Below are 21405 nucleotides of genomic sequence, written 5' to 3' on the forward strand. Positions count from 1 at the left end.
CTTTCCCTCCCGGTAATGCATGATGAGAATATTTTGCTTCTGGATCAATTGGATCATCTCTCCCGGCCCCGACATCACTGATCTTCTGCTCTGTGAGGATTATCGGTCAAGGTGGGGGAAGTTTCAATGAGCGGTGTGGCGTATTTTTAGGTTACCGTATACAGGAATTTACCCCTCGGCTGATGTGATATAGATTTTCATTATAGAAAAATGAAATTTCATGCCCTTGTTTGATATCATCTTGAAATTGTTCGTACGAATAATTAAACATTATAGTATTCACCCCTGAGCCGTTATTTGATCCTGAACCATTGTTTGTCCCTGGCCAATTGTTAATCGGTTCACTTCTAAAATCTTTAGTACCCAGCTTCGTCCAATCAAAAGTATGTCTATGCGGAGTGGAGTTTTTTCTGGAGTACCATGATCACCATAATCTATATCCAATTCGACTTTACCATCTTGGTCATAATATCTTCTAGTGACAAGACTGCCATCAGGATTTACCAAATCCTTTGATGAGTAGGCTTCGCCTTCTTTCGGTAAGTTTCTATTTTGTGCATCCTTTACTTGAATTGAATGATTATCCGGAACCGATTCACCCTTCTGCTTTGCTTCATCATACGTCGCGTTTGTAATGATCAATTGCCCCGGTTGAACTCCTACAAGTCCGTCAACTGTAGCTACCGGATTCCCAGCCCCGTCTTTTGGTATCGAAACGATTTGCTTGTCAGATCATAGCCAGGCGCCTGAAGAACTTGCCGATCTAAAACTGCTTCTGCTCCTTTAAACAGATATGTGGAATCCACCAGATAGTGAGCATTTCGCAACTCATTCGAATTATCGGAATACAACGACCCTCTATGTGAAAATCTAAGGTTTCCACTAGTATCATTCATTGTAAATGCCTGTGTACCTGCTATATATAATGTCATTGTTGAACCTAATATGTCGATACGAAACGGCATTTGTGAGCCTAAAGCATAGGACTTGATTAAGCCCGAATCATAAATGGGAGCAGATTTGAAAGGATCTTTCACCTGTACTTTATAGTACCTGTAAATAGTACTGCCTATTACCTCCGTACCATATGGCAAAGAGACATAGTAAGAGTAGGAACTCGTATAGTTAGACTTAAAGTAAATTACATTATTAACAGAGGAGTTGTTTTTCATCCAATGATCAGCCGCAAACGACCCCTGAGGCGCGGGGAATGTCCATGTTGCTTTGTTCCCAGCACTTGTATAATTAATGGTACCGTAATCATTGGGGTTAAAATAGTCCAACTTCTGACCCTCTGTATAATTCCAAGAATCGATGTAAGATTTTAACTTAGAGAAAAGAGAAGCAGTCACATAGATGGAACCGGTAAGTGCAGCATCCTGAATCGTTTTCCTATCAATGTCGGGCAATGTCTCTAAAAACTTGTGAGCTGTTGACGCAATTGCATCTCGATTCGTATAGGTAAGGCCGCCTGCAATTAGCAGAGTGGCCGCTGCAGTCAACTCCGTTGCCGTCAATCCTAACAGCAGGGGAGCAATAGCCCGTGCCGTTTGAATTGGTGTGAACACACTTGAAAAGGAAATCATAAACACAACAAGAAAACTAGAGACATACTTTTTTAGCAGCATATAAAAAGCTCCTTTTTCAGGAAAAAATATGTGCATTTTACCAATTCGACATTACATGGAATAATCCTCCAACTATTTTTGCTTTATTTCATGTGCATCCGTCTCAAATCCTTCAGCAATGTACCGCCCGTTTGAAACCCGTTGCATAGCCCTCATTAGTTCGGCAGGAAAATAATATCCCCCTTACCGTTGCACATAACGGATAAGGGGGATTGTTTCACAATGTTCATTTAACATTACGACTCTTTGTTTTTACAGACTCTTTGTTGTGTTGATTTTGGACCTATCGATTTGACCCTGTTGATTCTCGCCCTTCGGAAGCAAATCGGGATGTACAGCTTTCCCGAGCAATTTCGGAATATCGACTTCCATTTGGGACATATCCCAATCGAAGACTTCTCCTTCTTCCTCGGTGCCCCATTGGAATTTGTGATTTGTGCGATCATCCGCCATCCTAAGCCCTCCTTTGCAGTCGGAACTAGTATGCGCAAAATGTCCGATTTATCGTCCCAACATGACCAAAGTTTGATGGGCAGCCCGTTGTTCCGCTTCTTTTTTCGAACGTCCCGTTCCGGTTCCGTAGGGAATATCGTTGATAAAAACACAGGAAACAAATTCCCGATTGTGGGCAGGACCCCGTTCCTCGAGAATCTTATAGGTTAAAGCTCCCAGGTTTTCGCGTTGCACATGCTCCTGCAGCAAAGTCTTGAAGTCAGAGAGTAACAGGCCGTGCACGTTTTCCAACTCCGGCAGTACATGAGTTTGCAAAAACGATCTCACCGCCTCCAACCCCTGGTCCAGATACAACGCCCCCATGAATGCTTCAAACACGTCAGCCAATAAAGCAGGCCGTCTTCGACCGCCGGACAATTCTTCTCCCCGTCCGAGGCGTATGTATTTGTTGAATTGAAGTTTTACAGCAAACTTCACCAGCGACGGTTCACAAACAATCGCCGCCCGCATCCGCGTCAACTCGCCCTCCGGGAGAGTCGGGTAGCGTGTGTACAAAAACTCGCTGATCAACAATTCGAGGACCGCATCCCCCAGGAATTCAAGCCGTTCATTGTCTTGTCCGCTCTCCCCCCGATGCTCGTTCCGATAGGATGCGTGTGTGAAGGCTTGTTTTAATAAAGCAATATTCGAAAATCGGAGCTGCAGAGATTGCTGCAACAAATCAAATTTACCCGCCACGTTTCTCACCTATAAATGGGCCCATCAAAGTGACATAAAGAACACCCACGAAAGTGACCATCAGCTTCGAAGCGAATTCCGAGTACTTTCGTGGGGGCCCCGAAAAAACATCTAGATACCGAGTACTTTGATGGGGACCCGTATAAATTCTTTGTTACATCAAGTTGACAGTCACTTACCCTTCATATTTTCGCAAAATGATGGAAGCATTATGCCCGCCAAACCCAAATGAATTGGACATCACCACATCCACCTTCGCCCGGCGCGCCTCATTTGGAACATAATCGAGGTCACACTCAGGGTCCGGATTCTCCTGATTGATCGTCGGCGGGAGAATTTGATCCTGAAGAGCCTTCACACAAGCAATCGCTTCAACGCCACCGGCAGCCCCCAGCAGATGTCCGGTTACCGATTTGGTGGAAGAAACCGCCAGTTTGTAGGCATGTTCCCCAAATACATTTTTAATGGCAAGGGTTTCAAATTTGTCGTTAAAATCGGTTGATGTTCCATGTGCATTGATGTAATCAATCTCTTGCGGTTGGATTCCCGCATCATGCACTGCTGCACGCATAGCGCGAGCCGCACCTGCCCCTTCCGGTGCCGGCTGGGTAATGTGATACGCATCTCCGCTCATGCCATACCCGATAATTTCCGCATAGATTTTCGCACCGCGCTTTTTGGCATGTTCGAGCTCTTCCAGAACAAGAATTCCGGCACCTTCCCCCATAACAAACCCGTCACGGTCACGATCGAAGGGACGACTGGCCTTCTCAGGAGCATCATTAAAAGAAGTAGCCAGCGCCTTGGCAGATGAGAATCCTGCAACCGCCAGCGGGAGAATGGTTGCTTCCGCCCCGCCCGTTATCATTACATCAGCCGCTCCGCGCTCTATGATTTTATACGCGTCCCCAATCGCATTCGTACCTGTAGCACAAGCTGAAATTGGGGAAGAATTCGGCCCTTTTGCTCCCAAAAAGATTGAAATCTGACCTGTTGCAATATCTCCGATCATCATCGGAATGAAAAACGGCGATACTCGTCGCGGTCCTTTTTCCAAAAGAATCCGATATTGTTCCATGAGCGTTTCAAGTCCGCCGATCCCGGAACCCACATAAACTCCAACACGCTCATCATTTTCTTCCGTAATTTCCAACTTGCTGTCTTCCATCGCCATTCTGGCGGCCGCCACGGCGTACTGGGCAAACCGGTCCATCCGGCGGGCTTCTTTCTTGTCAATGTAGTCCTCAGGATTGAAGTCTTTCACTTCCGCCGCGATCTGGCAAGGATATTCGGAAGCATCAAACCTCGTGATCTTGCCGACTCCTGATTTTCCGGCTACAAGACTTCCCCAAAACGTGGAAACCTCGTTTCCGACCGGGGAAATGACCCCCATACCCGTCACAACCACTCGTCTTTTCATGTAGGTAATCACCCTACCTTTTTAAAATTGGATAACTCGATTGACTGCCTGGTATATAAATAAGTCCTCTTTTCCCTTTTGAGGAACAGTTCTTTTTGAAAAGAGAGTCCCGAGGACACCCGCGGGACTCTGCGCTGCCACGAGAAAACGGAGGTTATGCCTTGTGGGACTCTATGTACTTCACAACTTCCCCAACTGTGCTGATCTTCTCCGCATCTTCGTCAGAAATCTCCAGATCGAACTCGTCCTCGAGTTCCATAACGAGTTCCACAACGTCGAGAGAATCGGCTCCCAAATCATCTTTGAAAGAAGCCTCCATGGTAACAGCAGATTCATCAACGCCCAAACGGTCAACGATGATCTTTTTCACGCTTTCAAAAACAGACATGCCTTTCACCTCCTCCTCAGAGTATACACGATTCCAATTCTCAAGTCAGCTTTTTACATGACCATTCCGCCATCAACCGTCAATACTTGACCGGTGATGTAGGATGCATCGTCAGAAGCAAGGAACGCAACCGCCTTTGCAATGTCATCGGGGTCGCCGAGACGCCCCAGCGGAATCTGTTTGCTCAGCGATTCCTTTACGTCCTCATTCAGCGTTGCCGTCATATCGGTCTTAATATAACCGGGTGCCACCGCGTTCACGGTAATATTCCGGGAAGACAGTTCCCGGGCGTTGGATTTGGTCAATCCGATCACCCCTGATTTGGCCGCCACATAATTGGCTTGCCCGGGATTGCCCATGAGAGCCACGACCGAGGTTACATTGATAATGCGTCCGTACCGCTGCTTCATCATAACTTTCGACGCAGCTTTGGTGCAATTAAAGACACCTTTCAGATTGGTGTCGATTACCGCATCCCAATCTTCTTCTTTCATGCGGATCAACAGATTGTCTCTGGTGATCCCCGCGTTATTCACAAGAATATCAAGTCTGCCAAACGTTTCGGTTGCCGTATTCACCATCTTCTCCGCATCTTCAAACGCGGCTACGTTCCCTTGTACCGCTACGGCTTCACCGCCCATCTCACGAATCTTTGCAACTACTTCTTCGGCGGCTGCCTGATTTCCTGCATAGTTGACCACTACTTTTGCTCCGCGTTCGGCTAACAACAGAGATACTGCGCGACCTATCCCGCGGGATGCGCCTGTTACAAGAGCAACTTTTCCCGTGAGCATCATGACCCTCCCTTCAAAGTGGAGACCGTTTTTTCAAAAGTGGCCGGATCCTGAATCGATAAAGTGGGGATTCGACGGTTCACCTTCTTGATCAATCCGGACAATACTTGACCGGGACCGATTTCAACAAAGGTTTCAACCCCCTGTTCCAGCATATACTTGACAGAATCTTCCCAGAGAACGGAAGAGGCCACCTGTTCGTAAAGAGCGCCTCTTATTTCGTCAGCAGACAGCACAGGCCTTGCCGATACATTGGCCACTACCGGTATCTCCGCATCCCGAACCGTAACTCGATTCAGAACGTCCACCAATTTATCCGCAGCCGGTTGCATAAGGGAGCTGTGGAATGGGCCGGAGACTACCAGCGGAATCACACGCAACCCTTTTTCCGCCAACAGTTCCCCCGCTTTGGCTACCGCTTCCGCTTTGCCTGAAATCACGATTTGTCCGGGAGAATTAATATTCGCAAGTTCTACAACGCCCGTTGTTTGGGAGACCTGTGCACAAACCTCTTGAATATCTGCGCGATCGCCGCCAATAATGGCTGACATGGCTCCGAGTCCGGCCGGAACTGCTTCATCCATCAACTTGCCGCGCGCATGTACTACACGCACTGCATCAGCAAAGTCAATCGCCCCTGCCGCGACCAACGCGGAATACTCACCTAAGGAATGTCCCGCCGTAAAGGCGGGTACGAAGCCTTCCTTTTGAAACACCCGATACAATGCGATACTGGTTGTCAGAATCGCTGGCTGCGTGTAGTAGGTCAAACGAAGTTTGTCTTCAGGACCTTCAAAAATAATCTGGCTTAACGGGAAGCCGAGAGCTTCGTCCGCTTCCTGAAAAACGGACCGGGCAGCAGGATAAGTATCTGCCATTTGCTTACCCATTCCTACCACTTGGGCACCTTGCCCCGGAAAAACAAACGCCAGCTTAGTCATTGACTTGCCTCCCTCTACCAACGAATTGCAGCGGCACCCCATGTTAACCCGGCACCGAAACCGACCAGCATTACAAGGTCACTCTCTTTAAACTTGCCCAGCCGCTTCGCTTCATCGAGCGCAACCGGAATCGACGCGGATGACATATTCCCGTACCGGTCCAAGTTGACAATCACTTTATCTTCCGGCAAACCAAGCCGTTCGCGCGCGTAATCGATGATCCGCGTATTTGCCTGATGAGGCACCAGGAAATCCACATCTTCTGTCGTTAAACCGACTTTCCGCAGTACTTCTTCTGTAGCTGTATTCATGACCCGGACGGCGAACTTGAATACTTCTTTCCCGTTCATGGTGATCGTGTGCTGTCCGTTCATGACCGACTCTTGTGTTGCCGGGTTGCGGGAGCCGCCTGCAGCCAGCAGCAATTGCTCACCACCGCTCCCGTCCGCCCCCAGATCAAATCCAAGAAAACCGCGACCTTCCGGAACCTGCCCGAGCACAACGGCACCGGCTCCGTCCCCGAACAGGACACATGTATTGCGGTCTGTGTAATCCGTAATTTTAGACAGGGTGTCCACCCCGATCACCAGCGCATTCTTTGCCACTCCCGCTTGAATCATCGGCACGGCAGTAGCCAGCGCATACAGAAATCCGCTGCAGCCGGCGGACAAGTCGAACGCTCCGGTCTTCTTGATTCCCAACCGGTTTTGGACCAAACATGCTGTGGCCGGAAACATATAATCGGGTGTAACAGTCGCACAGATAATCAAATCAATGTCTTCCGGATCAATTCCCGCATCTGCAATGGCTTTGCGGGCCGCCTCAACTGACAGATCGGAGGAAGCAGTCTTTTCATCCGCAATCCGCCGTTCACGAATGCCTGTTCTTGCGACGATCCACTCATCAGACGTGTCAACCATTTTCTCAAGGTCCGCATTCGTCAAGACACGCTCCGGAAGCGCAGAGCCTGTTCCTAAAACACCTACCGGGATCCCTTTCATCTTGTCTCATCTCCCTTAACTCCAGAACGTATTTGATCCAAAACGCCATGGAGTAAAAATTGTCTTCCTTGATGAATCGCCATCTCGAAAGCTCGGGCATTTGATGAACCGTGCGCTTTGATGCACACACCGTTTACTCCAAGAAGCGGCGCGCCTCCATATTCCGAATAATCGAATTTCCTTTTAAACTTTCTTAACCCCGGCTTTAACGTGAAAGCCGCAAGCTTCGCAACAGCATTGGCCATAAACACTTCTTTTAATTCATCCAACATGCCGAGTCCCATGCCTTCAATCAGCTTTAACATCACATTTCCGACAAACCCGTCGCAAACCACAACGTCACAAATACCGTAAAGAATTTCGCGTGCTTCGACATTGCCAACGAAGTGAAAGTTCTGATTTTCAAAAATCGGATAGGTCTCTTTTGTTAATGTATTGCCTTTTCCCGGTTCCGCACCTACATTTAAAAGCCCCACACGAGGCATCTCAACAGAGAGAACGTATTTTGCGTACAGATTTCCCATCACAGCATATTGCAGCAAATGACCTGGGTCTGCATCCATATTGGCTCCCACGTCGAGAACCAATACCCCGCGTCCATCAAAAGTAGGCCATACAGTCGCGAGTGCGGGTCGCTCAATCCCTTCAAGTCGTCCGATCACCAGTAAACCGGCGGCCATCAAGGCACCGGTGTTCCCCGCGGATACAAATCCGTCGGCCTTTCCCTCTTTCACCATTTGAGCGGCTACGGTAAGAGATGCTTCTTTTTTCCGGCGAACTGCGCGGACCGGTTCATCGTCTGCGGTAATTGCTTCCGAAGTATGTACAACCGAAATGTTTGAGGGGATCTGTTGTCCAAGAATCGCACGAATCCTCTTTTCTTCCCCAATCAATGTCAATTGCAGATCCGGATATTTCTCTGACGCTTGCAAAGTGCCCCTGACGATCTCATCAGGCGCGTGATCCCCGCCCATTGCGTCAATTGCCAATCTCAAGGTTCCATACCTCCAATGACTGAATCAATTCCAAGTTTTACGACAACGAATTCTCCGGAAAAAATCACGTCTTCTCCTACTCGAGTTGTTACTTCAACTTGCGCGCGATCTGACTTGTTGGAGGTCACTACCGCTTTACAGACCAATCGTTCGCCGAGTCTTGCAGGGCGAACAAAACGCAGCTTCGCAGTACGGGTAAGAACAACATCCGCGTCGATTACAGCGACGGCGAGTGAATTGGCTTGGGCAAACAAGTGATGTCCCCGAACAATCCTCGTTTTGCTGAATACGTGAACCGGTTCTATATCGAAAATCGAAATCGCGATCTCGTTAAGTGTCAGTTCGATTAATTCACCTATTACTTCGGTTCCTTCAAGGGAACGCAGTTCACTTTGTTTTGTTTCGGCGACTGCCTTGATTCTTTCCCGCAGTTCAGGGATTCCAAGCGCAAGTCGATCAAGTCGAATCGTTTGAATACTCACGTCGAATTGTTTCGCCAAGTCCTCGTCGGTTACGAAAGGTTCCTTTTCCAAGAGTTGCAACAGCGCCGCTTGGCGTTCTTTTTTGTTCATTCCCGCCACAGACAGCACCTCCAAGCAGGATAGAGAAAAACTTTGCTGGTTTACGCCATGGTATACAGTATTAGTACCTAGTGCTAAGAACAGTATATATGTAAATTCCAAAACGTACAACCGAAAACAAAGAAATAGGGTATGTAACTGAGAAAGCCCCCTCGCGGGGGCTTTTTATAGCGTATTCATGATGTTATTGCGCTCGACCGGAAAGAGACTGTTCAGCAAACTTCACCAGACGCTTGGTGATTTCTCCACCCACTGAACCATTCTGGCGAGAAGAAGTGTCTGCACCAAGGTTCACACCAAACTCAGAAGCAATTTCGTATTTCATTTGATCCAGAGCTTGCGCTGCACCTTGTACAAGCTTTGTGTTGTTAGCTGGCATGTTGGTTTCCCTCCTTTCCAGTGGTGTATCCTTACGTTGTGCAAAGAACGACCGGTTTACACTAGTAATTTCTGGACTGAGAGAGAAAAAGGCGAAGCCAAAGGCTTCGCTTTTAGATTGATTACTCAGCGTTTACAACAGCGCGGCCTTTGTAATAGCCGCAGTTTTTGCAAACACGGTGAGCCAATTTCATTTCATTGCACTGCGGGCACGCTACCATGCCTGGAACGGTCAGTTTGAAATGAGTGCGACGCATGCGTTTACGGGTTTTTGATGTACGTCTTTGCGGTACTGCCATGTGTTCCACCTCCTTGAAAGAGACAACTGCCTTCATTCAACTGAAATCTATTCTGATTTCAATAATTTTGCCAAGTCTGCCAACCGCGGATCAATCCGTTCCGTCTTACATTCACAGACATGCTCATTCCGATTGATGCCGCATTCCGGACATAACCCGGCACATGACTCCTTGCATACGGGAGTGTACGGCATTGCAAGCAGAATTTCCTGTTCCAGATAAGGATCCAGCTCGATTGCATCTCCTGCTACCGGATTCCGTTCGTCTTCCTCGGACAACTGATCGGCATCGGCTCGAACAAACTGTTCGGTAAAAGAGGTTGAAAGCTCGTCCTTGAAATCCGTCAGGCAACGAGAGCAACGGTAGGTAACAGGACCACTTAACTTCCCGTTTACCGTAAGGGTATCGGACACTACCTGGGCGTGCAGATCCATTTCGATGGGCCCCAAGGCGATTACCTGCCGATTTTCCTTCACCAAATTCGGTAATTCGATCGTTTCACGCAAATGAATGCCTTTAGGCTGCTCGTGAACCTCTCGCCAACGCAGAATCAACGATATCACCTCATTAAGCAACGAATCTCATTATATCTACTTGCCGAGAAATTGTCAACGACAGATAACCTCTGCTATAATAACCAAGAATTAACAAAAATGCGAGGGGTCCACCATGCCTGTAGCCGGAATCGTTGTTGAATACAATCCCATGCATAACGGTCACTGTTATCATATACAAAAAACGAAAGAAAAAACAGGCGCCGACACTGTAGTTGCCGTAATGAGCGGGCATTTTCTCCAGCGCGGAGAACCTGCCATAGTAAACAAATGGGCCCGCACCCGAATGGCCCTGCAAAACGGCGTTGATTTGCTGCTGGAACTGCCTGTTGTTTACAGTACGCAAAGTGCTCGCTTGTTTGCATTCGGATCGGTGGCAACTTTGGACGCCCTGGGTCTTGTCGACGTTCTTTGCTTTGGGAGCGAAAAAGGGGACCTGGGCTCCCTGATGCAGCTCACCGATCTCATAGCGGAGCCTCCGGCGTTATTGCAGACAGAGCTGGAGAAAGAGCTGGAAAAGGGTCTTGCCTATCCGGCTGCTTTCGCTGCCGCACTTCGCTCTTATGTTTTACAAACAAAAGAATTGGATCCCGATTTGGTTAACCATCCAAATAATATGTTAGGCCTTGAATACCTGCACGCTTTACGGAAATTGAAGAGCCCGATCCGCCCTTACACGATTCAGCGTTTGGCAGCCGGTTATCACGATGTCACTTTCACTCACGCAGAAATCGCAAGCGCAACCGCGATTCGAAAGGCAATCGCGGAGAATCGGGCAATGAATGCATTCCTGCCTTCCGTCAATTTCGACATCTTAAAACAGGAGTTTGACAACGGACGAGGTCCGGTTACTTGGAATTCCTTCACACAGCCATTATTCGCTTTAATCGCTCGTTCTACCCCTGATGATCTGCGGTCGTATGCTCATTTTGACGATGAAGGGTTGGAAACGAGAATCATCGAGGCTTTACCCTACGTATCATCCGTTTCAGAACTTATCTACAAAGTAAAGACCCGCCGATACACGTGGACACGAATACAACGTGCTCTTACAGCACTTTTGCTTGGGTTCACCAAAGAAAAACTGCGACCGCTGAAACTGGACAGCGGGCCTGACTCAATACGCGTACTTGGTTTCACAGAAAAGGGGCGCACCCTCCTGAAAAAGAGTGCGTCCACTGCCCGCTTGCCCATATTCACTAACATATCGGAGAATGTTCCGGCGATGATTGATCTGAATATCCAGGCAACAACCGTTTACAGCCTGGGTTTTCCGCAAAGCAGCGCGGACAATCGTCTTCGGGAACCGCAAATCCCCGTTGTTTACATCAAGGAAGATTTTTAAGGTATTCCACGGCTTCCCGTAGTGTACGCACGGGGACAACTTTCATTGAAGTGCCAATTTCCTCCGCTCTTGCTTTCGCAACCTTCGTATTTGTATCATCAGGTTGTACATCTGCCGGGCTGAAAAAGATTTCGGCCCCTTTTTCATGGGCCGCAACGATCTTATGCTCGATCCCGCCAATCTGCCCAACGTTCCCATCCGCATTGATTGTACCGGTACCGGCAATCTTATGGCCTTTTGTCAAATCCCCCGGGGTCAGCTGGGAAACAATTTCAAGGGCAAACATGAAACCGGCGGAAGGGCCTCCGATATCCTCCGTTTTAAAATTCACCCGCAGCAAATTTTCCACCTTCTGTTTTGTCATCGGCTCAATGCCTAAGCCCGCCCGCCCCGGGACCGGATTTCCGCGAGGATCCAGGAGAGTGACAAGTTCGACTTCCTCAGTTTTTTTGGCGTTATCACGAACAAGCTCTACTTTTACCTTCTCACCCGCCTGCTTGGTTCCAAGATACTCCAGAAGGTCTTCGGTTTTGGAAATCTTGCGATTATCCACTCTTTCAATCAGATCCCCGATCTGAAGAATTCCTTTCGCCTTCGAATAGTTGGCGACTCTGCTTACGATCACGCCCATATAGTTGATAGTAACCGGCCTGTTCAGATACCGCATTGCTGCTACGATTGAATTTTCTTGCGAAGTGCTCATCATATGCTCCAGCAATTTTGAATACTCCTCATGAGACATCCCTCGATTCACCTGCTCTTTGGGAACAATCTCACTGTGCGGCATCACTCGGCCATATAAGTAATAGTAGATGTTCTCGGTCGGAACGGAAAGAACAGTGGTTAGCATAAGTGCCCCTTTTTCGTCTTTCTGTCCCCCTTCCACAGACAGGATCGGCTGAAGTTCCTCAGCCGAACCGGGTCGGTACACGTAATAGGGCAAAGGAATAAAAAAGGAAAGAATCACGAGCAGCAGAACAACTACCCGAGTTACAAATCTTTTAGCCGTTAATCTGGTCGCCAACCGCCAGTTCCCCTTTCCAATTCTCGATTGTTTGCCGTATGTGACCCATGACTTGTCTGGCGGCATTCCGACCTTCTTCAATGCACTCCTCAACCTGAACAAACGCGGTTGTCGAGATATGTCCCACGTCCGGACGTATTAGCACATTCGCATCCAGAATCCTGGTTTTTAGAATTTCCCGTTCCATAATTTCGATTGACTGAAAAAACACGTCAAATATATTTTTAACCGGCAGTTCTTTATTATAAAGCCCGACATCGACCGCGACCACCAAGTCAACCCCCAACTCGCGGCAAGGGGTAATCGGAACACGATCGATAACCCCTCCGTCCACAAGAACCCGGTTGTTGTACACATAAGGCACAAAAACCCCTGGAATTGAAATGCTTGCACGAACCGCCTTATACATGGGGCCTTCCCGGAATACTACCCGTTCTCCTTTTTCGATATCGGTTGCAACAATTGCCAAGGGAAACTTGGCATCCTCAATATTCATGTTCTTTGTCAATAATTGAATGATTTCACAAGCCTTGTTCCCGGCAACGAAGCCAAGCTTCGGCACGGTAAAGTCGGTGAAATGTTTACGCTTCAGGTTTGTGGCCAAGAGTTCCATATAGCGCGTTTCCATGCCGCTCGCATAAAAAGCTGCGATCAAACTCCCCATCGAACTGCCGGCCATCGCGTCTATCGGAATGCCTTCCTCTTGCAGCACCTCCAAAACGCCGATATGCGCTAACCCTCTCGCTCCTCCTGCCCCAAGAGCCAATCCGATTTTCGGCATGGTCATGGAAGCTTCCCCCTAGAGCTTATTTGTTCTGCTGTAATTTATATGCAGCATGAACCGCCTCTTCAACGTGCGGCGGCACAAAATCTTCAATGATCCCGCCATGGCGGGCAATTTCTTTGACCAGACTGGAGCTGATGTACGAATATTTCGAATTGGTCGGAATAAAAAACGTCTCCGCATCCGGGTACATCTTCCAGTTAATCGAGGCCATCGACAGTTCGGACTCAAAATCGGATACAGCACGCAGCCCTTTCACGATCACTTTGGCCCCTTTACGCTGGACATAGTGAACCAGTAGCCCGAGAAAGCTGTCCACTTCGATATTGGGTGTATCTTTTACCGCTTCCCGAATTAATTCCACTCGCTGCTCGACGGTGAACAGAGGGTTCTTGTGGGGGTTGACCATCACTGCGATAATCACTTTGTCAAAAATTTTGGCAGCTCGCACCGCGATATCAATATGCCCGAATGTTACGGGGTCAAAACTGCCCGGATAAACAGCAATCTTCATGAAGGAAACGACCCTTTCTTATAAAAACTTACAGCAATGTCGCCGTATGTAACAAACTTCCACCGAAAAAAGGCTTCAATCCGGTCGGGGAGCTCTCGTGCCGAACTGTGTTCACCAACAATGATGGCGGTGTCCTCCAACAAATTTTGTTGACTCAAAGCGGATATCATTTTGGGGATTAAGTCCAAATGATACGGAGGATCCATAAACACAAGGTCGAAAGTTTCTTGATTTTTCGCCAACAAAGAAATCGCTCGCCGGGCGTCATTCCGAAAAATCCGGACGCGATTCTCCACTCCGCAGGACTCTACATTTTTTCGTATGATCTGCAAGGCTTTCGGATCTTGATCAATAAAAACCGCCCGATCCATTCCGCGCGAAAGCGCTTCAATCCCGAGTGAACCGGTTCCTGCAAACAAGTCCAATACCGTTCCCCCATCAAAATACGGTCCGATAATATTAAAGATCGACTCTTTCACCTTATCTGTCGTAGGGCGTGTGGAGTGTCCCGGAACCGGAGTCAACCTTCTGCCTTTCAATTCTCCTGAAATGACTCGCATCAGGCACTTCAACTCCTTGTGCTTACTATAAATCACCCATTCAACTGACGCAAGTCTTCGAACAGTGCAACATCGAGCTCAAAAAATTTTTTTCTAACAGTAGTATAATTTCCCATCATCCTGTACAAGATAATCGTAGCAACGGCGACAGCTGTTGCAGGCAACCGCGGAGAAGACTTAGGTTTCCCCATAAGCTCTTCCTCCGGTTTCTCCTCTCCCAGTCTCTGGAAACAGAGACAAAAACCCGCGTATACCCGGACGCGGGTTTTTGTTTTGTTGTGAATATAAATATTTTTAATCTCTATTTAAAATAATTTTTACATATTACCAAACTTACAATAATATGGTATGCTTAGCCTAGGGTGCTTGTCCCCTCCAATCTCGGCTGAAAGGAGGTGAACAGGAATGCCGTGCCTGGATCGATGGGAAGCGGTCGTCAAAGTCATTGGTCTGCTGTTTTCGACTTTCAACGCCATCCTCGCCTTCAGGCAACACGTTCAGGGAATATGGAAAAAAGCACGAAAAAAGAAACAAAAAAGTCCCCACCGTTCGGCACGATAGAGACTTGAGTAAGATCGAGAAAGGGCGTTTTCTCGATCTTCTTTCTTTATTTTACCATAAATCCTATGGGATTTCATAAAACCAGGTATTCTTCACCGGATCTTCCGTTTGTGTCTCATGTTCTTTCAAGAATTGAAAAAACTCGGATGTGCTTTGTCCGGAACCGGACATCGCGCTTTGCGTCATTTTCTTCTGATGGTCACTGCCCAAAGATGTTCCCAACACAAGGTGGTTGTCTGATGTGATGTGAATGCTTGCCTCAGCAACCGTTACGCCCGTTTTATAAACGGCAACCGTAAACTTATGGGCAACCTCCCGGGCCAACTGCTTCTTGTCTGATTCAGGTGCGGTACCTATTTCCGCAGTTGCCGATACAATCATTTTCCCATCTGCCGTTTCGTCAAACAGCACATCGTTGATGTACGGAACAAGACCTACTTGCTTTAGGATCTGTTCTTCTTTTTCGTTTAGAACAAATGTATTGTTCTCCGTATTTGCCTGCTTGGTTTGGGCAGATTCCGATTGCCGGAAACCGTTTGGCAAGACGACTGTGATAATCAACGCGCTCAATACAAGAAGGCTTGTCAGCATGTAAACGGAACGACGCTTCTTCATCTCTCCCCCTCCATAGTACCCCGATAGAACATCTGATTTGCAATTAGTACAAGCCTATGCTCGGAGGAGACAAATGATTCCTGAATAGGAATTCCACCTGAATGCCATTCTACGAATGAGGTGGTTCAGTTGGAATGGAACGTCGTTACCATGTCAATCGTCGCATCCTTAATCTTTATAGTTGTGATATTATTCAATTTCTTTATCGTGATGGCCATGCCTCATAACAAAAAAGACAGGGGCAAACGGAGATCCGAATAATCAGTCCTGAATCGGCGCCTTCAACACCTTCTCATCTTTCAGGTATTGAACAAGATCCCTGTATTCCGGCAGGATCCAAAAATCCTGCAAACTCATACAATACTGGGCTTCTTCCCGGGCTACCCTCATCACATTCGCGTCTGCCACCAAATCACCTAAACGAAATTCGGGCATCCCGCTTTGGCGAATTCCAAAAAATTCACCTGGTCCACGCAGCTCCAAATCTTTCTCAGCCAACACAAAACCGTTCTGTGTGGAAACCATGGCTTGCATTCGTTCCTTCCCGGTTTCCGTAACAGGATCCGCAATCAGAATGCAGCTTGAAGCGTGCTCGCCACGTCCAACCCGTCCACGCAACTGATGAAGTTGGGCAAGCCCGAAGCGATCTGCATTATAAATCACCATCACCGTTGCATTTGGCACGTTTACTCCAACCTCAATGACGGTGGTAGAGATCAAAACCTGGATCTCATTCGACTTGAAACGGCCCATGACCTCTTCTTTGTCCCGAGCAGACAATCGGCCGTGCATCAGCCCTACCTTAAAGCCAGCTAACGGGTCAAGCAGCCGGTTATACAGATCGACCGCGTTCTCGACCCCTTCCATTTTTTCCGATTCTTCGATTAAAGGCGCCACAATGTAGGCCTGGCGACCTTTCGCCAACTCTGCTCGCAGGAACCGGATTGCCCGTTCCTCCTTGTCCGAAGTAATCCAATGCGTCTGAATCGGCTTTCGGCCCGCCGGCATCTGCTCCAACACGGAAACATCCAAATCTCCGAACAATGACATTGCCAGAGTGCGGGGGATCGGGGTGGCTGACATAAACAGCACATCCGGATGATGCCCTTTTTGCCGAAAAATCGACCTTTGCTCCACCCCAAACCGGTGCTGTTCGTCCGTTACAACCAAACTCAAGCTGGCAAATTCGACACCTTCCTCGAGCAGAGCATGGGTGCCAATCACAATATCCAACTGCCCTTTTGCCAGACAATCCAGCAGTTCATTACGTTCTTTTTCCTTGATGCTTCCAGTCAACAAACCTATGCGAAGCCCAAGTGGCCGCAAAAGGGCAGCCGCCGATTCATGATGTTGTTCCGCCAAAATTTCGGTCGGAACCATCATGGCTGACTGATACCCTGACAGATAAGCCGCATACATCGCACAGAACGCAATAATCGTTTTTCCGGACCCTACGTCCCCCTGCAGCAATCGGTTCATGGGATGAGGGGAGCGCATGTCCGTTAAAATTTCACGAATCGCCTTCTTTTGACCCTCTGTTAACTCGAACGGCAGTACCCTGAGAAAATCGGCCCACTGCTCCTTGGTAAAGGAGTGCGACACACCAGGCTGATCTGTTTTGTGCAGGAAACGGAACGCCTGCAGTTTCAATTGAAAGAGAAAAAACTCTTCAAATACCAACCGTCTGCGTGCTTGCCGCAATGATTCTCCGTCTTTCGGCAAATGAATCTGAAAGAGCGCTTCCCGCTTTGGGATCAGTTTATATTTGACAAGCAGATGATGCGGGAGAGTTTCGGAAATCTGTGTTTCAAACTGTTTTAATGCTTTCACGAGGATGGAACGCAGTACTTTCGGGGTAAGATCGCCACGTACTTCGTAAATCGGGACTAGCCGGTTGCTGTGAACGGAACTCGAACCTTCGCCGAATTCATAGTGAGAAACCGCTAAACTTCGCCTTCTCGCATCGTATTTACCGGTTAAAGTAATTTGCTCTCCCGGTCGCAACTTGTCCCGAAGGAACAGTTGATTGAACCAGACGGCCACCATCGGCATTCCATCCGATGTTTTGACCTGGACTGTCATAATGGAACGTCTACCCTTATGACGCACCCCGGGAGGTGCTTGCACCGTCACGTGAACCGTCACCCTAGCATCATGCTGCAGAGATTGTCCGGCCTGTACGGTTCGATCATCATAGCGAAACGGATAATAGCAGATCAGATCGGCTACCGTATATATGCCAAGCCGGGCCAGGTCCTTCTCGCGAGAAGGACCTACCCCGGCGATGTGGCTGACAGGAGATTGCAACGAAATCATCGTTCCCAGCACCTATTCCACAGAAAATATATACTCATACAGCGGTTGACCGCCATAATGCAGTTCGAACTCACACTGGTTAAACTGTTCCGCCAACCGGTTGACAAAGGCTTCTGCTTGCTCCTGAGAAATCTGGTTCCCGTAAAAAACCGCTATGATTTCAGAATCCTCGTCGACCATCTTCGCAAGCAGCGATTGAGCTGTTTCTTCCAGATCCCGGCCGACAGCTACAACTTTTCCTTCTGCCAGCCCCATATAATTGCCTTCTTTAATGTCGAAGTCCTGGAAATGCGAATCCCGGACAGCCTGTGTGACTTGACCGGTTTTGATTCGACCCGCGTTTGCCGTCATCTCTTTAACGTTTTCCTCCGGACTGCTGTCCGCCTCAAAGGCAAGAACCGCAGCAATCCCTTGCGGGATCGTTTTGGTCGGAATTACACTGATCCGATCGCCCAACACAGCTTTCGCTTGTTCGGCGGCCATAATGATATTTGAATTGTTCGGCAGAACAAATACATGGTCAGCATGTAAGCTTTCAACTGCTTTTATGATATCCTCCGTGCTCGGATTCATGGTTTGCCCGCCCTCTACAACGTGACCGACACCTATGCTCCTGAAAATATCCGAAAGTCCTTGACCTGCAGCCACTGCCACCAATCCGTAAGGCTGGCGGACCAAAGGCGTATCCTCAGTGGCTTCCTCGTACTCATTGCCAAGGTTATGATGCTGCTCTGTCATATTATCGATTTTGATCCGTGTCAAAGCCCCGAAGTTCATAGCTTCTTCGAGAACTTGCCCCGGACGGAGAGCATGAATATGTACCTTTACCAGGTCATTTGCAGCCACCACAAGCATGGAATCCCCATACTCCATGAGAGCGTTCCGAACCCGGCTTTCCATTTCCTGTTCCGATTCAGGCGCTTGGTCTAACCGAATGATAAATTCGGTGCAGTAGCCAAATTCCTCTTCCTGTTCCGTAAAAACGGCCGCTGGCGCAGGCATTCCGTGGGGAATCGGTCCCGTGACACTTTCTTCATAAGCGAAAGGCATGTCCACTGTCTGTTTGCCAGCCAGTGCGGAAAAGAACCCCTGATAAATGTAAACCAGACCTTGTCCGCCGGAGTCGACTACGTTGGCTTGCTTCAACACGGGCAGCAGATCAGGTGTTCTTTTTAAGGAGCGTTCCGCTTCTGTCAACACAGCCTCCATAACCGATTGGACGGTTGCAGTCGCAGAACGGGCAGCTTGGGCAGCCGCTTTGGCAGCATCTTTCGCAACTGTCAGAATCGTACCTTCCACAGGCTTCACAACTGCATTATATGCGGTTGTAACACCCGATTGGAAAGCTTCCGCAAACTGCTTCACATCGATTTGTTCAAATTTTGATACCGCTTTCGCAAATCCGCGAAACAATTGCGACAAGATCACCCCGGAGTTTCCGCGAGCGCCCATAAGCAAACCTGTTGCCAATGATTCCGCGACCTTATTTAAAGGCTGGTTGATCACTCTGCGCATTTCATTAACTCCCGAGGATAATGACAAACTCATATTGGTTCCGGTATCCCCGTCGGGAACAGGGAATACATTTAAAGCATTGACCTTCTGTTTATTGCTCTCAAGACTTTGGTGTCCGGATAGCACCATCTGTACAAACAGTGCACCGTCCAAATGCTTGTGGTTCATAATATCCTCCTTACTTATCGCCACTCACCCGGACACCCTGCACAATCACATTGATTTGATCAACATCGATCCCGAGGGTGTTTTCCAGTGTATACTTCACTTTATCCATTACGTTGTGGGCAACAACCGAAATCTTGGTGCCATAGCTTACGATGATGTGCAGGTCGACAACCACATGATCGTCCTGAATGCGAACTTCCACACCCCGTCCGGGATTTTCACGCCCCAACAGTTCACTGATACTGTCTTTCACTTTCTTCTGGGAAGCCATTCCCACCAAGCCATAGCAGTCCAACGCTGCAAAACCGGCGATTGTGGCAATTACTTCTTCCGCAACTGCAATTTTGCCTAATTCGTTTTGCAAGATCTTCGGCATGTTGAACACCTCCATAGTGTACCCAAAAAATGGGCACCAGTCCCACCTGTACTCAAGCGCCATGGTTGGGCAAGTGAAATTGTCCCGCAAAAAATTTTATAATTCGGGTCCCCGCAAAAGTATTCGGAATAAGCTTCAAAGATTTGCGTCACTTTCGTGGGTACCAATCTTGTCCAAGAGTACCATCATTCTACTACATTTTCCGACAAAGGAAAAGCCATCTTGCAACGCTTCTGTTCTCTATGGTAAGATAAGCAGGTCAGTCTTATGCAAGGAGGTGCGGTTCATGGCTAAACGTTGCGAAGTTTGTGGAAAAGATCCGAAGACTGGAAATCAGGTCTCCCATTCCCATATTCTTACCAAACGCCGTTGGTTGCCGAATATTCAACGTGTTCGCGCAGATGTAAATGGTACAACAAAACGAATCAATGTATGCACTCGTTGCCTGAAAGCGGGCAAAGTGAAACGCGCGATCTAAGAAATCGCGCGTTTTGCTTTCATGATTACTTTCCCTCCTATTCTTTTTTCTGAAAAACGTTGAGCATTGCTTTCACAAGTCCGCCAAGAAACTTAGGTAACTTGATGGTATAAAAACGCAAAGTGACCCCTCCTCAATTAATATCAGTCCGTCCCGCACGCACCTGCCGCCTGAGGCGGGTTGAAGGATCTGCCCGCCTCTCATGGGCGGTTTCCATCGTCGCTACTATATATATTCCCGATCACTCAAAATGTGCTTAACAAACAGAAAGGGCCATGAATCCTCTTTTAGGAAGATTATGACCCTGGACTGACAAATATGATGGGATTTTTTATCCGCGAATTTTCCGAATTGCGTCAGCGGGATCAGCAGCCCCGTACACAGCGGATCCGGCGACCAGTACGTTTGCTCCTGCTTCCCTAACCAGCACAGAGGTTTCCGGATTGATTCCGCCGTCCACTTCTATGTCGATATGTTGAAGGCCCTGAGTGTCCAATGTTTGACGCAGAGAACGAATTTTGGGGACCACAGAGCCGATGAACCGCTGACCTCCGAAACCGGGATTTACGGTCATCAGCAGCACCATGTCCAATTCTGCCAAAACATGTTCGATCATTTGCAGCGGAGTGTGCGGATTCACTGCAACAGACGCTTTCACCCCTAATGATTTGATCAGTTGGATTGTCCGGTGGAGATGCGGCGAGACTTCTGCATGAATTGATATAAGATCCGCACCGGCTTTGACAAAATCGGGTATGTAGCGATCCGGTTGTTCAATCATCAAATGAACATCAAGCGGTAATTTCGTATGCGGTTTGATCGCATCGACAATCAAAGGGCCAATTGTAATATTCGGAACAAAATGTCCGTCCATAACGTCTACATGGACATAATCGGCTCCCCCGTGTTCTATCACCCGGATCTCATCCCCCAATTTGGAGAAATCGGCTGACAAAATGGAAGGGGCAATTTTTATCAT

The 21405-nt window shown here is 48.2% G+C and carries 27 protein-coding genes; 2 read left to right on the forward strand and 25 right to left on the reverse strand.

What is annotated here, in order from left to right; all coding sequences use genetic code 11:
• Window positions 1-279 precede the first annotated feature (279 nt).
• The 14 genes from ACFO8Q_RS01275 to ACFO8Q_RS01340 all read right to left on the reverse strand — a co-directional run bounded on the left by ACFO8Q_RS01275 (window position 280) and on the right by ACFO8Q_RS01340 (window position 10170).
• Window positions 280-642, reverse strand: coding sequence for a hypothetical protein (locus ACFO8Q_RS01275; RefSeq protein ID WP_380023696.1), 363 nt, complete (start codon window positions 640-642; stop codon window positions 280-282).
• Window positions 643-680: 38 nt separating this feature from the next.
• Window positions 681-1628, reverse strand: coding sequence for a hypothetical protein (locus tag ACFO8Q_RS01280; protein WP_380023699.1), 948 nt, complete (start codon window positions 1626-1628; stop codon window positions 681-683).
• A 252-nt stretch (window positions 1629-1880) separates the two neighbouring features.
• Complete coding sequence (locus tag ACFO8Q_RS01285) at window positions 1881-2081, reverse strand: hypothetical protein (protein WP_380023700.1); 201 nt, start codon at window positions 2079-2081, stop codon at window positions 1881-1883.
• Between the two features lie 48 nt (window positions 2082-2129).
• A complete protein-coding gene (gene rnc / locus ACFO8Q_RS01290; protein WP_380023701.1) occupies window positions 2130-2819 on the reverse strand; it encodes a ribonuclease III in 690 nt (229 codons plus the stop codon).
• Between the two features lie 175 nt (window positions 2820-2994).
• Window positions 2995-4239, reverse strand: coding sequence for a beta-ketoacyl-ACP synthase II (gene fabF / locus ACFO8Q_RS01295; protein ID WP_380023703.1), 1245 nt, complete (start codon window positions 4237-4239; stop codon window positions 2995-2997).
• Window positions 4240-4393: 154 nt separating this feature from the next.
• The gene (gene acpP / locus ACFO8Q_RS01300; RefSeq protein ID WP_380023705.1) at window positions 4394-4627 is read right to left on the reverse strand and encodes an acyl carrier protein; all 234 of its coding nucleotides are present in this window, start codon (window positions 4625-4627) and stop codon (window positions 4394-4396) included.
• A 53-nt stretch (window positions 4628-4680) separates the two neighbouring features.
• Window positions 4681-5421 (reverse strand): 3-oxoacyl-[acyl-carrier-protein] reductase, encoded by a 741-nt coding sequence (fabG, locus tag ACFO8Q_RS01305; RefSeq protein WP_380023706.1) that lies wholly within the window; start codon window positions 5419-5421, stop codon window positions 4681-4683.
• Window positions 5421-6362, reverse strand: coding sequence for an ACP S-malonyltransferase (fabD, locus tag ACFO8Q_RS01310; RefSeq protein ID WP_380023707.1), 942 nt, complete (start codon window positions 6360-6362; stop codon window positions 5421-5423). Before fabD ends, fabG begins: the two co-directional genes overlap by 1 nt.
• A gap of 14 nt (window positions 6363-6376) precedes the next feature.
• Window positions 6377-7363 (reverse strand): beta-ketoacyl-ACP synthase III, encoded by a 987-nt coding sequence (locus ACFO8Q_RS01315; protein ID WP_380023708.1) that lies wholly within the window; start codon window positions 7361-7363, stop codon window positions 6377-6379.
• Window positions 7360-8358 (reverse strand): phosphate acyltransferase PlsX, encoded by a 999-nt coding sequence (gene plsX, locus ACFO8Q_RS01320; protein ID WP_380023710.1) that lies wholly within the window; start codon window positions 8356-8358, stop codon window positions 7360-7362. Before plsX ends, ACFO8Q_RS01315 begins: the two co-directional genes overlap by 4 nt.
• Window positions 8355-8948 (reverse strand): transcription factor FapR, encoded by a 594-nt coding sequence (gene fapR / locus ACFO8Q_RS01325; protein ID WP_380023764.1) that lies wholly within the window; start codon window positions 8946-8948, stop codon window positions 8355-8357. The genes plsX and fapR overlap by 4 nt, the downstream gene beginning before the upstream one ends.
• Window positions 8949-9123: 175 nt before the next feature.
• Window positions 9124-9318, reverse strand: a complete 195-nt coding sequence (locus ACFO8Q_RS01330; protein WP_380023712.1) for a small, acid-soluble spore protein, alpha/beta type — start codon at window positions 9316-9318, stop codon at window positions 9124-9126.
• A 121-nt stretch (window positions 9319-9439) separates the two neighbouring features.
• A complete protein-coding gene (rpmF, locus tag ACFO8Q_RS01335; RefSeq protein WP_380023714.1) occupies window positions 9440-9616 on the reverse strand; it encodes a 50S ribosomal protein L32 in 177 nt (58 codons plus the stop codon).
• 47 nt (window positions 9617-9663) lie between these two features.
• The gene (locus ACFO8Q_RS01340; protein ID WP_380023717.1) at window positions 9664-10170 is read right to left on the reverse strand and encodes a YceD family protein; all 507 of its coding nucleotides are present in this window, start codon (window positions 10168-10170) and stop codon (window positions 9664-9666) included.
• Between the two features lie 115 nt (window positions 10171-10285).
• Here ACFO8Q_RS01340 and ACFO8Q_RS01345 point away from each other — a divergent pair, with 115 nt between their 5' ends.
• Entirely contained in the window at window positions 10286-11515 is a 1230-nt protein-coding gene (locus ACFO8Q_RS01345; RefSeq protein WP_380023718.1) for a nucleotidyltransferase, read from the forward strand.
• On the opposite strand, the gene ACFO8Q_RS01350 is transcribed toward ACFO8Q_RS01345, so the two are convergent.
• From ACFO8Q_RS01350 to ACFO8Q_RS01390, 9 genes are all read right to left on the reverse strand, one after another.
• On the reverse strand, window positions 11499-12539 hold the full coding sequence (locus ACFO8Q_RS01350) for a SepM family pheromone-processing serine protease (RefSeq protein WP_380023719.1): 1041 nt from the start codon (window positions 12537-12539) through the stop codon (window positions 11499-11501). The two genes, ACFO8Q_RS01345 and ACFO8Q_RS01350, sit on opposite strands and share 17 nt — an antisense overlap.
• Window positions 12517-13326 (reverse strand): patatin-like phospholipase family protein, encoded by an 810-nt coding sequence (locus ACFO8Q_RS01355; protein ID WP_380023720.1) that lies wholly within the window; start codon window positions 13324-13326, stop codon window positions 12517-12519. Before ACFO8Q_RS01355 ends, ACFO8Q_RS01350 begins: the two co-directional genes overlap by 23 nt.
• A 19-nt stretch (window positions 13327-13345) precedes the next feature.
• Window positions 13346-13837, reverse strand: coding sequence for a pantetheine-phosphate adenylyltransferase (coaD, locus tag ACFO8Q_RS01360; RefSeq protein WP_380023722.1), 492 nt, complete (start codon window positions 13835-13837; stop codon window positions 13346-13348).
• On the reverse strand, window positions 13834-14397 hold the full coding sequence (gene rsmD, locus ACFO8Q_RS01365; protein WP_380023724.1) for a 16S rRNA (guanine(966)-N(2))-methyltransferase RsmD: 564 nt from the start codon (window positions 14395-14397) through the stop codon (window positions 13834-13836). The genes coaD and rsmD overlap by 4 nt, the downstream gene beginning before the upstream one ends.
• 32 nt (window positions 14398-14429) lie before the next feature.
• Window positions 14430-14588 carry a hypothetical protein gene (locus ACFO8Q_RS01370; RefSeq protein WP_380023725.1) on the reverse strand — a complete coding sequence of 53 codons (159 nt, stop codon included), beginning with the start codon at window positions 14586-14588 and terminating at the stop codon, window positions 14430-14432.
• 433 nt (window positions 14589-15021) lie between these two features.
• Window positions 15022-15573 (reverse strand): hypothetical protein, encoded by a 552-nt coding sequence (locus tag ACFO8Q_RS01375; protein WP_380023726.1) that lies wholly within the window; start codon window positions 15571-15573, stop codon window positions 15022-15024.
• A 261-nt stretch (window positions 15574-15834) separates the two neighbouring features.
• The gene (gene recG / locus ACFO8Q_RS01380) at window positions 15835-17889 is read right to left on the reverse strand and encodes an ATP-dependent DNA helicase RecG (protein ID WP_380023729.1); all 2055 of its coding nucleotides are present in this window, start codon (window positions 17887-17889) and stop codon (window positions 15835-15837) included.
• A gap of 12 nt (window positions 17890-17901) precedes the next feature.
• Entirely contained in the window at window positions 17902-19572 is a 1671-nt protein-coding gene (locus ACFO8Q_RS01385) for a DAK2 domain-containing protein (RefSeq protein WP_380023730.1), read from the reverse strand.
• Window positions 19573-19582: 10 nt separating this feature from the next.
• Window positions 19583-19948, reverse strand: a complete 366-nt coding sequence (locus tag ACFO8Q_RS01390) for an Asp23/Gls24 family envelope stress response protein (RefSeq protein WP_380023731.1) — start codon at window positions 19946-19948, stop codon at window positions 19583-19585.
• A gap of 286 nt (window positions 19949-20234) precedes the next feature.
• Between ACFO8Q_RS01390 and rpmB the strand changes: the two genes are divergently transcribed.
• Window positions 20235-20426, forward strand: coding sequence for a 50S ribosomal protein L28 (rpmB, locus tag ACFO8Q_RS01395; RefSeq protein WP_380023733.1), 192 nt, complete (start codon window positions 20235-20237; stop codon window positions 20424-20426).
• A 37-nt stretch (window positions 20427-20463) separates the two neighbouring features.
• On the opposite strand, the gene spoVM is transcribed toward rpmB, so the two are convergent.
• Both spoVM and rpe read right to left on the reverse strand, forming a co-directional pair.
• Entirely contained in the window at window positions 20464-20547 is an 84-nt protein-coding gene (gene spoVM / locus ACFO8Q_RS01400; RefSeq protein ID WP_380023766.1) for a stage V sporulation protein SpoVM, read from the reverse strand.
• A 210-nt stretch (window positions 20548-20757) separates the two neighbouring features.
• Complete coding sequence (rpe, locus tag ACFO8Q_RS01405; protein ID WP_380023735.1) at window positions 20758-21405, reverse strand: ribulose-phosphate 3-epimerase; 648 nt, start codon at window positions 21403-21405, stop codon at window positions 20758-20760.

The sequence above is a fragment of the Effusibacillus consociatus genome, from assembly GCF_042652925.1.
Taxonomy (GTDB): domain Bacteria; phylum Bacillota; class Bacilli; order Tumebacillales; family Effusibacillaceae; genus Effusibacillus; species Effusibacillus consociatus.